This is a genomic window from Waterburya sp. (genome assembly GCF_058530065.1).
This window is the reverse complement of sequence record NZ_JBZNBU010000039.1, coordinates 1-10,948: the sequence shown is the minus strand read 5'-3', so window position 1 is coordinate 10,948 and position 10,948 is coordinate 1. Positions and strand designations below refer to the sequence as shown.

The 10,948-nt window shown below is 38.9% G+C and carries 9 protein-coding genes; 6 read left to right on the top strand and 3 right to left on the bottom strand.

Annotated elements, in window-relative coordinates; all coding sequences use genetic code 11:
- On the bottom strand, positions 1–418 hold a 418-nt coding region (locus AC33VI_RS02735; protein WP_491780739.1), incomplete at its 3' end, for a TetR family transcriptional regulator.
- 330 nt (positions 419–748) lie between these two features.
- Here AC33VI_RS02735 and AC33VI_RS02730 point away from each other — a divergent pair.
- Positions 749–2,116, top strand: coding sequence for a flavin monoamine oxidase family protein (locus AC33VI_RS02730; protein ID WP_491780738.1), 1,368 nt, complete (start codon positions 749–751; stop codon positions 2,114–2,116).
- Between the two features lie 10 nt (positions 2,117–2,126).
- Entirely contained in the window at positions 2,127–2,828 is a 702-nt protein-coding gene (locus tag AC33VI_RS02725; protein WP_491780737.1) for a DUF4336 domain-containing protein, read from the top strand.
- A gap of 92 nt (positions 2,829–2,920) precedes the next feature.
- Here AC33VI_RS02725 and AC33VI_RS02720 read toward each other — a convergent pair whose 3' ends face one another.
- Positions 2,921–5,713 (bottom strand): GAF domain-containing protein, encoded by a 2,793-nt coding sequence (locus AC33VI_RS02720; protein ID WP_491780736.1) that lies wholly within the window; start codon positions 5,711–5,713, stop codon positions 2,921–2,923.
- A 219-nt stretch (positions 5,714–5,932) separates the two neighbouring features.
- Positions 5,933–6,067: a hypothetical protein gene (locus tag AC33VI_RS02715; protein ID WP_491780735.1), complete on the bottom strand. Its 135-nt coding sequence runs from the start codon at positions 6,065–6,067 to the stop codon at positions 5,933–5,935.
- A gap of 92 nt (positions 6,068–6,159) precedes the next feature.
- On the opposite strand from AC33VI_RS02715, the gene AC33VI_RS02710 reads away from it, so the two are divergent.
- The 4 genes from AC33VI_RS02710 to AC33VI_RS02695 all read left to right on the top strand — a co-directional run.
- Complete coding sequence (locus AC33VI_RS02710; protein ID WP_491780734.1) at positions 6,160–6,954, top strand: TspO-related membrane protein; 795 nt, start codon at positions 6,160–6,162, stop codon at positions 6,952–6,954.
- Between the two features lie 109 nt (positions 6,955–7,063).
- The gene (locus AC33VI_RS02705; RefSeq protein ID WP_491780733.1) at positions 7,064–7,870 is read left to right on the top strand and encodes an esterase/lipase family protein; all 807 of its coding nucleotides are present in this window, start codon (positions 7,064–7,066) and stop codon (positions 7,868–7,870) included.
- 116 nt (positions 7,871–7,986) lie between these two features.
- Positions 7,987–9,126, top strand: coding sequence for a glutamine-hydrolyzing carbamoyl-phosphate synthase small subunit (gene carA / locus AC33VI_RS02700; RefSeq protein ID WP_491780732.1), 1,140 nt, complete (start codon positions 7,987–7,989; stop codon positions 9,124–9,126).
- Between the two features lie 190 nt (positions 9,127–9,316).
- Positions 9,317–10,948 (top strand): GTPase (locus tag AC33VI_RS02695; protein ID WP_491780731.1); only part of this gene is annotated, 1,632 nt, incomplete at its 3' end.

The window sequence follows — 10,948 nt, the reverse complement described above, 5'->3', positions numbered from 1 at the left end:
GAATCATTTGTCGTGCAACCAAACAAAATTTATCTCTGTATTTCACCATCGCCTCTTGAAAACGCGATCGCATTTCGGGATGCTTTCTGCCCAGAATCCAAAACTCAAGCAACAAATCGATCTTTTCTCGCTCGTCAACTCTTGCTTCTGAACTAACCAATTCTAAAAACTGCAATCTCGGATCGCTGGCTTGAATTTCACGAGTTGTCAGCCACCAAACGATTAATTTATCCAGCAGTGCCAGTAAAAGATCGTTTTTAGTTTTGTAATGAAAGAAGACAGAGCCACTACTGATACCCGCTTCCGCTGCTACTCGTCTTCCTGTTACCTTTTCTAGCCCCATTTTGATAGCAACTCCCATTGTAGCTGTTAAAATTTGCTCTTTGCGCTCGGATTCGGCTATTTTTTGTCCAGGCATAGTATGGTCATTCCAATTAATTTTCCTATCGTCCAAGTTATCGCTTTTGGGTAGTAGTTAGTAGTTATTAGTTAGTAGTTAGTAGTAGTTATTAGTAGTTATCTGTCTTAACTAAAAAGTAAAAAGATATAACTCTACTGGTAACTAGGCTTCTAACCCAAATTATTTTTACCATATCCTCTATTGACTGAGGAAGCCCGCGTCGCCGAAGGGCGCAAGGGCAAGTCTCAGTGTTGACCCACTGGTTAATAAATGGTATTTTTTTATTGACCAAGTGGTTAATGAAAAATAACAACCGTTATCAACTCTAAAAATTAGAGTTCTTTAACAATGAAAAATAATACCGATGTTTTAGTAGTGGGGGCGGGACTTTCGGGACTGTATGCAGCGCAACTACTGCAACAGGCGGGACTATCTGTAACTGTACTGGAAGCGCGAGATCGACTTGGTGGTAGGGTTTTAAGCCAACGCCTGTCTGATGGAACGACCATAGATTTAGGGGCGCAGTGGATTAGTCCGAGTCAAAAACGCATCAATGCCTTAGTGAAAAAATATCAGTTAAAAACGATTGTCACCCACACCCGAGGAGATTCAATAGTTGATGTGGGGGGAAGTTTGCAAAGGAATTCGGGAACAACTCCGCCGATGTCGTGGCTGAGTAAGTTAGATTTGCTGCAAATTAGTTGGAGAATCGAGCGCAATGCTAATCGATTTCCCGTCGATAAGCCCTGGTTGCATCCACAAGCCAAAAGACTAGATCGCCTATCTTTTGCTGACTGGTTAAAGAAAAATACCTTGACTGATGGAGCAAGAGCTTATTGGCGTTACGTTACCGAATCGGGATTGTGCAATAGTTCCGCCAATTTTTCTCCCCTAGAAGTATTGCAACAAGTTGCTTCCATAGGTGGTTTAAAACAACTAGAAACCGCAGAGTATGCTTTTTTCCCAGACGGCGCGCAGACTATTGCTCAAAAGCTGGCGGAAGAAGTGGGTAACTGCATTCACCTCCAGACTCCCGTGCGATCGCTTGAATATGACGGTCAATTGGTTGGTTTGCATAGCGATCGAGATAAATTTTATAGCAAGCGGGTTATTTTTGCTTTGCCTCCTCAGCTAATTAATAAGATATCTTTCCCTTGTCAATTTGCCCGAAAATTGGCTCGAAGACCCAAAGAATTGGTATTAGGTAAAATTATTAAAAATATTATCGTCTACGAACGTGCTTGGTGGCGCGATTTAGGATTGAACGGTATTGCCGATACACCTAACGAGCCGATTCAATATTTAGCAGATGTTTCCGATCGAGCGGGAAAACCTGGCATTTTGGCAGCTTTTATCAGTGGAACTGATGCCATCAGTCCGAATCACACCGATAGTGAAGCCTACAAAACTTTAGTCTTTGATTACGTTGACAAAACACTAGGCAAAGCACCAATGTCACCCCAATACTTTAAAACAATGGATTGGACAGCAGAACCTTTCTCTTGTGGTGGTTATGCTTCTCGTAGAGCAATAGGCGAATGGATAAACGGACAAAACTCCCTCGCTCAACCTTGCGAACCAATTCATTTTGCGGGTACGGAAACAGCTACGGAGTGGCGGAGTTATATGGAAGGTGCGCTGCAATCGTCAGAAAGAGCAAGTGCGGAAGTCCTCAAAGCACTAGATTGCGATGTAGAACCTTTAAAAACTTATTAGAAGGAATTAAATGTTGCGACAACTAGACAACAATCTTTGGGTAGCAGAACAACCATTAAAATTTATGGGTTTGCCTGTAGGCACGAGAATGACCGTAATTCGATTGGCAGACAATTCTCTATTATTAATTTCTCCGATCGCGATTACTCCACAAATAAAACAGCAGTTAAACAGTTTGGGAACTGTACGATATCTAATTGCCCCCAATTTATTTCATCATTTATATTTGGCAGATTGCCAAAAAGTCTATCCCCAAGCCCAAATTATTGCTCCACCTGGTTTAGAAACCAAACAACCCCAGCTAAAAATAGCAAAAACCTTGACTCAAGACGAAATAGACTTTAATTTGGAACTAGAATATCAATTATTCTCAGGATTTCAAGTCTTAATAATTACTCAAATCCAAATAGCTAATGAAATAGTGTTTTATCACCCCAGCACCAAAACATTAATTATTACCGATTCGGCATTTAATTTTGACGGTAGCTATCCTTGGATTACCCAACTGGCAATGAGAATCATTGATAGCTATCAAACTCTCAAACCATCTTGGTTAGAGAAAATAGCAGTCCGAGATAAACAAGCAGCAAAAAAAGCGATCGCCAAAATTTTAGCTTGGGATTTTGAGCGCGTAATTATGGCTCATGGCAAAATTGTCGAAACTAATGCTAAACAACAACTAACTGCTGGTTATCAACACTATATTTTTTAGAAAATGAATTTAGATAACTTTGAAAACAATCCCTATTCAAATGCGACCATCTTGATTCGGCGATCTTCTATAGATCGCCGAATCAAGGGTAATTAATCTTCTAATTGAAAGAAATCGATAACATTTGCCAAATCTTGAGCCGTAATGGCAGTTTCCGACCAAGATTCGATCGCGCGATCGCAGTTGATAGTTAAAGAATTGGACGTTTGGTTGATTTTCCCTTTTAAATTATCGATTTTTTGGGAAGTTTGTTGCTGCATCTTAGTTAAATTGACCAAAGAAAAAAGGTTTTGCTGGGCATTTTTAGTTACCCTGACAATATGTTCGAGATTTTTACTGGCGTTGGCTACCAGATAGTTTTCTTCCTCTAATTTATTTTCGTTCTTTTGATATTCTTGCAGAACTTTGCTAATTTCGCGATCGATATTGCTAACCACACTTTCCAACTCTTTGGTAGCGGTAATTGATTGTTGAATGGATTTAATTTCTTCTTTTAAGCCAAATGCCGACTCGTCTAATTCGGGAATCCGTTTGCTTAGTTTGCTGGCTAACAAACTGGCTCGCAAGTTAATTTTTTTAATCGAACCAATTACCCTAGTCATTTTTTGCGAAGCACTGCTGAGACTTTTAACTTTATCTTGATTGACCCGAAGATTATCTTCTAATTGAGTCATAAAAGAAATTGCCCGTCCCAAGTTAACTTTTTCCGATTCAAGATCTGTCACGATCGAATCTACAGTTTGAGATGCTACATCTGCTTGAGATGATACTTCTAAAATTGAACTGCTCATTTGTTCGATAAAGGCAAAAATCAGGGCTAATTGATTGGTTTGCTCTTGTAAGCTTTCTCTGACTCTGACTAAATCTTGTTGATTATCCTGCAAATTTCGCCCGATCTTTTGACTGGGAGCTTGAATTTTAATGATAGATGTCCGCAAAAGGTTGAGAATTTTCTCAAAAGATTGGACAATTTCGCTAGCAGGATTAGTTTCCTCTGTTAAATTTACTTTTAAGTCTCCTTGGGAAACATCTTTCATCGCCCTCAAAATTCCCGCCAAATCTTGTTGTAGGTTAGCAGCTTGGTGATTTTCTTCTCGATAGGCGATATATCCCCGTAGCACCATAGCTAATTGATATGCTACTTGTTCTAGATAGTTTACATCCGATTGCGACCAAACTCGAATACTAGAACATTGATGGGCGATCGCTAACCCAATTAGCTTTTCCGAATCTGGAGTGGCAGGACGTTCTAAAATAACGGGCAATACCAAGCTAGCTTTAACCCCATAGGGTTTTAATTGATTGAGATGACAGGGAGTTAAATTAGCCTGAGACACATCGGAGACAGCTTGAATTCTTCCTCTTTGATACTTGCGCACGAATTCTTGGGCAAAACAAGAATCGTCAAATTGTACCCCTAAAGTACGAGGAAAACCTGGCGCAACGGATTCGGCAATCACCGTACCGCGCCATTGGTCGTCGAAACGATAAAAGACAACGCGATCGGCTTGCAGAAAATTTCTCACCTCGGCTAAAAACATACTAAAAGGCAATTGTAACTCTCTAGAAGTTCGAGATTGAGAGATTCGAGCCAACAGTTCGGAGGTTCTGGCTTGAGTTGTTTGACGTTCTATAGACTCGTTTAACTGACCTGCCATATGGTTAATGCGATCGCCTAATAGAGCCAGTTCGTCTCGACTGTTTGATTCAATTCTTGTATTTAATTTTCCTTGACTGAGTTCGTTAACCGCAGAAGTCATATTGTTCAGAGTCCGAACGATACGACTGGCTAAAAATCCTGCAATCGAACCTATTAGTAGAAGAGTACCAACTGTACCACCAACATAAATCCACTTCAAAGTTTTTAGGGGAGAAAATGCCACATCTGTATCGATCGAAATTGCAGTTCCTAAATTAAGATCGGAATTAAAAGTTCCTAGTTTAATAGGGGCATAATTAATCGATTGCTGAAGATCGCTATTATTGGGGTTGGTAACTAATTCTGTGGCTGTCTTTTTGGTGACGTGAGCCTCTTGTAGTTGGGGGAAATAGTTAGGCAGTGGTTGATTATTCAAATTTTCTACGGTACTGGCGAGAAATATTCCTTGACTATCGATCAGATGTATTTCTTCCCCAGGGTTAGCGTAGTCTTCAAATAAAGGCAAGATATTTTGACTTGGTATCCGAAAATGTAGTATGCCAATCACTTCATCCGTCCAGGCATTTTTCACGGGAACGGCAAATTCAATTCTTAGTTCTCCCGTCAAAGAAGATATATTAGGCTGATTGATGACAGTTTCTTTTTTAGCGATCGCTTTTTGAAAAAATTTTTGTTGGCTATAATCTTCGGTTAAGGGACGTTCCGATTGGCTTTGAAATAAAGGATTGCCTTGAAGATCGAGATAGGCTATGTTGTCATAAAATTCTGTTTGAGTTTGGAAAGCATTTAAAGCAGCTTTTTTTTGCCCTACAGTCACTGTAGATATTACATTCGGATTGGTAAATATGGGACTATCAGCTAGGGTTTTGGCTTCGTTAACTCGATTGGTGAGATATTGCTCGAACACTTGAGCCAAATAGGTAGTGCGATTTACTTGGTTTTGGTTGATTTGTTGCGTCAGATAATTTTGAATGACTCGATAAGAAATTGCACCAGTAACAGTTAAAGGAATGACTCCTATGGCGATCGCCGTTATGATAGCTTTTGTCCTCAAACTGAGTCCTTGGGTTTGTGGGAATGTTTTTTTATTAGTAGGAGAAGCTGGAGGAAGTGCTGGGGAATTAGGAGAAGTTCGATCTATCTCCGATAAAGAAGTGGTGGAATTTTGGTAAGTCATTTGTTTACGCAGGGCAACAAAGCGATCGCCAGAATAACAATTGAGCAAAAATCAAGTTGATTAAAACTCTGGATTGTTTATTATGTGACATAAATGAGTTTAAAATCTATAAAATCTACAATTTATAGATAAACTTAAGTCTTAGTTTTGTGCTCTCCATAACAGTGGAATGGGTTCTATTGCCTCAAGCAAATTTGACTTTTAACTAAGAAAGATGTCAAAAACTTTTCTTTTCTACAAGGATTAGTCCCCATTAAAGATAACAAATTAGAAAAAATAGGCAAAGAAAGCGATCTCGTCCAACTTGAGGACATCGGACAAACCCTCTGGGATGATTTTGCCACCCTTCGTCCCCTGAAAACAGTCAATAGAAGATATCTGAAGGATGCGATCGCTTGACAAAATTTGTTTTAAACCAAGGATTTAAGGTTCAATGGAATTAGGAAATTATTCTTGACGAATATTTTTGTCTACAAATTAACTAGAAATGTTTTATGTACGATCGCTACACGGTAAATAATCGATCTACTATCATCAGGCAAATTGTAACCTTAGGTGCTGTGGTCGCAGCTTTTGTGATGAATGTTTTAGCCAATATCAATCCCCTCAATGGATTATCAATTGGCGATATTTCCAATCGTTTTTTTGCTAATGTTTTAATCACTCCAGCTAATTATGCTTTTATTATTTGGGGAGTTATTTATTTAGGTCTAATTAGTCTGGCAATTTATCAAGTTTTACCTTCCCAAAGAAATAATAGTCTTTTCAGAAAAATTGGTTATAAAATAGCGATTGCTTCCCTGGCTCAAATCATTTGGGTAGTCTGTTTTTTATATCGTCAATACAGTCTTTCTTTTTTACTAATGTTAGGCATACTATTACCCTTAATTGGAGCTTATTTATGTCTACCTTTTACGAGAATTCGCCAACAACAAAAATGGTTAATTCGCATTCCTATTAGTATTTATTTATCTTGGATTGTTTTAGCGACGATCCTGAATGGGGCGATCGCTCTTAGATCTTCAAGCTGGAGTGGTTGGGGGGTGAGTGACGAGATTTGGACGATAATTATGCTAATAATAGCTGCTTTGATTACCCATTTAGTCGCGATTCCCCGATTGGATTTTGCCTATGCTGCGGTTTTCATTTGGGGCGCGATCGCGATAGCTGTTAGAAACTCAGAGCTTTTATTAGTATCAGGTACGGCGATTGGTTTGAGCTTGAGTCTAATTATTTTACTACTTTCATTTAGTTTTTATACTCCGATGGAAAGGAGAACAGAAAATTAAGCGATTGTGCCAAAACAATTAGCTGGTTGTGGTGAGTTATGAATTTGTAATTTAGGGTTTACGATGTAGAAATCAAGTCAAATTCATCAATAATTTTGTCTGAAAACTAATGACTGTCAAGCAAAAAATTTTTGGTAGAAAATTAAACCGAAAATATCTATTTTTAATGGCGATCGAGGCGATCGTCATTGGAGGAATAGCGATTAAGTTTTTCTTGTTTCCAGGTAAGAGTCAAAAAATTGAATGTAATGTCGATTCTGGCTGTAAAGATGAAGTGGTAATAGTTTTACATGGCTTAGTCCGTTCTTCTTCTGCCATGAATAAAATAAGTCAGGCTATAAATGAAGCTGGCTATACTGTTTGCAATCTGCAATATCCTTCCCGAAAATATTCCATTGCTAAATTAGCTGTAGATAATGTCTATCCAGAAATTAAAAAATGCCTGCCCGATTTAGAAGATCGCCCTACATCGCTAAATTTTGTGACCCATTCAATGGGCGGAATAATTACTAGACAACTAATCAATTCTACAGATTTAAAAATTAACCGTGTGGTGATGCTTTCTCCCCCAAATCAAGGCAGCGAACTCGTAGATAAGCTGAAAATAATTCCTTTTTTTCAATTAATTAATGGGGAAGCTGGTTTATCATTAGGTACTTCAGCAAATTCTGTACCCAACAGCCTGGGAGCGGTCAATTTTGAAACAGGAATCGTGACGGGCGATCGCAGTTTCAATCCATTATATTCCTATTTAATTCCTGGTGCAGACGATGGAAAGGTTTCTGTAGCTAGTGCCAAACTAGAAGGCATGAAAGATTTTCTAGTTGTTCCCCACAGTCACAGTTTTATTATGAATAGCCCTGTGGCGATCGAGCAAACAATTTATTTTTTGGAAAATGGCAAATTTCAACCTTAAAAATGGCGATCGATATATTTTTTTAAGCAAATAATACATTTTCTGTTGACCAATAACTGATAAATTATTTTTGGCGAACCTAAATTTTAGTTAAAAAATCGAACCCAATGGTCAATATGCTCAAACCCAATGCCAAACCAGCTTTACTCGTATTAGCTGATGGAACTACATATCGCGGTTGGTCTTTTGGAGCAGAGGGTACTGCGTTAGGAGAAGTAGTTTTTAATACTGGAATGACAGGATATCAAGAAGTTTTAACCGATCCGAGTTACTCTGGTCAAATTATTACTTTCACCTATCCAGAATTAGGCAATACAGGTGTCAATCCTAGTGATGAAGAATCGAATACCGTACAAGCAAAAGCAGTAATTGCGCGGAATATTACTTATCGTCCTAGTAATTGGCGTTCTACTCAATCTTTACCAGAATATCTACAGGAACGAAATATACCTGGGATATATGGTATTGATACTCGTTCTTTGACTAGAAAACTGCGAAACTATGGGGCAATTAATGGGGGAATCTCTTCAGAAATTCTCGATCCAGAAAGACTTTTAAAATTGGTCGAGCAAGCTCCCGATATGGCAGGCTTGAACTTGGTTAAAGAAGTAACTACCAACGAAACTTATCAATGGTCGGAAGAAACCAACTCAGAATGGGAGTTTGCCGCAGAAAATATAGATCCAGATGAATCCCTGACAGTAGTAGCGATTGATTTTGGCGTTAAACGTAATATTTTGCGCCGTTTGGCTAGTTATGGCTGTAAAGTAATAGTCGTTCCCGTAAATACCCCTGTAGCTGAAATATTAGCTCACAACCCCGACGGTATTTTCCTTTCTAATGGCCCTGGAGATCCTGCTGCTGTTACTGAAGGTATTGCCACCACTAAAGAATTGTTGGAAGCTGGTAAACCCACCTTTGGGATCTGTATGGGACATCAAATTTTGGGTCTATCTTTAGGTGCAGAAACTTTTAAGCTTAAATTTGGACATCGTGGTTTAAATCAACCCTGTGGCTTGCAACAGACTCAGGTAGAAATTACCAGTCAAAATCATGGATTTGCGATCGCCGAAGATTCTTTGGGAGCAGATGTCGAGATTACCCACCTCAACCTTAACGATCGCACTGTAGCTGGTTTGCGCCACAAAACTCTACCTTTCTTTTCCGTACAATATCATCCCGAAGCTAGTCCTGGTCCTCACGATGCGGATTATTTATTTGCTAACTTCGTTAAATTGATGCGAGAAAATAAATAACTATTTTAATTGCTTCTTACCGATGTTTTATTGCTAGATCGAAGTATAGCGATCGCATTACTACTGTTGCTAATTCTGATCAATGGCGATCGCTTTATGTTCGACTAAGCCAAATCATCAATTTAGTTAGTCTATTTTGGAAACTGGGAACAATAATTCACATACATCACAATATTGTATTTAGTTTCCTATGGTTCAGACTTCACACAAAGCATCGGAACAGATTAATTACGGCTTTTTATTACTAGTTCATCTCATTTGCGCCGATAAGCAAATCCATTCTGAAGAGATTAAATATCTCAGTAAACTAGGCGATCTTGCCAACATCTCACAACAGACTCAAGACGAGATGGACAAGATTTTGGCACAGGATAGCGAGCATCTCACCCTAGATTGTATTGCGAAACAAGTTCCAGTGGGCGAGCGATCGCAAGTGATGCGACAAATCTTAGCAATTGCTTATGCCGATGGTTATTTTGCACCATCAGAAAAAGAAATGTTAGATCGACTGGCTAGTCTTTGGAATTGGTCGAGTACGGAGATAGAGCGCATTATTGCAGAGGCAGAAAATAAAAGCGATCGTGTTAACAGACGTGTTAACAGAAATAGTAAGAGCGATCAAACTGAGTTATCTTTTGCTGCCAAGCTATTTAAACACGAGCAGAAGTCTGCTTTATCTCGTGCGGTTATCGATCTTGCTAAGAAGGCAGCACCAGAAGCAATTGGCACTAAAGTAGAACGATTAGAACGACAGATACTATTATCTGGACATGAATATGATGAAGCGATCGAACATTGTTCCAAAATTGCGCGAGAAGATTACCAGTATGCAGAAGAGGCGTTCAAGAAAACGGAATCAACTCTCAAAACGCTAATTTTTAGTTTAGAAGAAGTAATCTTAAAAATAGATCGCAAAAAAGGAAAAGCTACCACTGCCAAAGAAGTAGCGCAGCAGTTAGAAGAAAGTAGAAAATCTCTCGATACTCAAATTATTAAGGAGTTAGATCGGGTTAAAGAATCCCATCAGGCAAAACATAGGGCATTAAGCTATTTTACGATCGCTTTTATGGGGAGAACGAAAGCAGGTAAAAGCACTCTGCATTCAATTATTACTCAAGAAGGTTGGGAGTCGATTGGAGTAGGCAAACAACGCACGACTCGTTTTAATCGAGTTTATGAATGGAAGAATATTCGGATTATCGATACTCCTGGTGTTGGTGCTGCGGATGCTGGGGGAAGAGATGATGAAGAAGTGGCTCAAAGCATTGTTGATGAGGCGGATGTTATTTGCTACGTAGTTACTAACGACAGCATTCAAGAAAAAGAATTTGAATTTCTCGAACAGTTAAAAGCCAAAGCTAAACCATTAATTATTCTGCTCAATCTTAAATATAATCTGCGCGACTCCAGACGCTTACAACACTTTCTTAAAAACCCCGATAAGCTATTTGCCAAAGAGGGAAAAAGTGGCATCGGCGGGCATATAAATCGCATCCGCGATCATGTTCGTAAAAATTATAATGACTATTTTGATATTGTTCCTGTTATGCTGTTGGCAGCACAATTATCTAGCGAAGCAGAACATCAAGATAATAAAGACAAACTATACAAAGCTAGTCGCATCCAAGACTTTCTCGATTCGATTCGGGAATCATTAATTAAATATGGTGCAATCAGGCGATCACAAACTTTTTTAGGCTCTACTGTTGGCGATATTGGTAAATCCGATGAATGGATAACACAGCAAAAACAAGTTTATCGCGATCTCAGTAATACTTTAAAGTCAAAACAAGAAAAAATACGACAAGATATCAACAAAGCT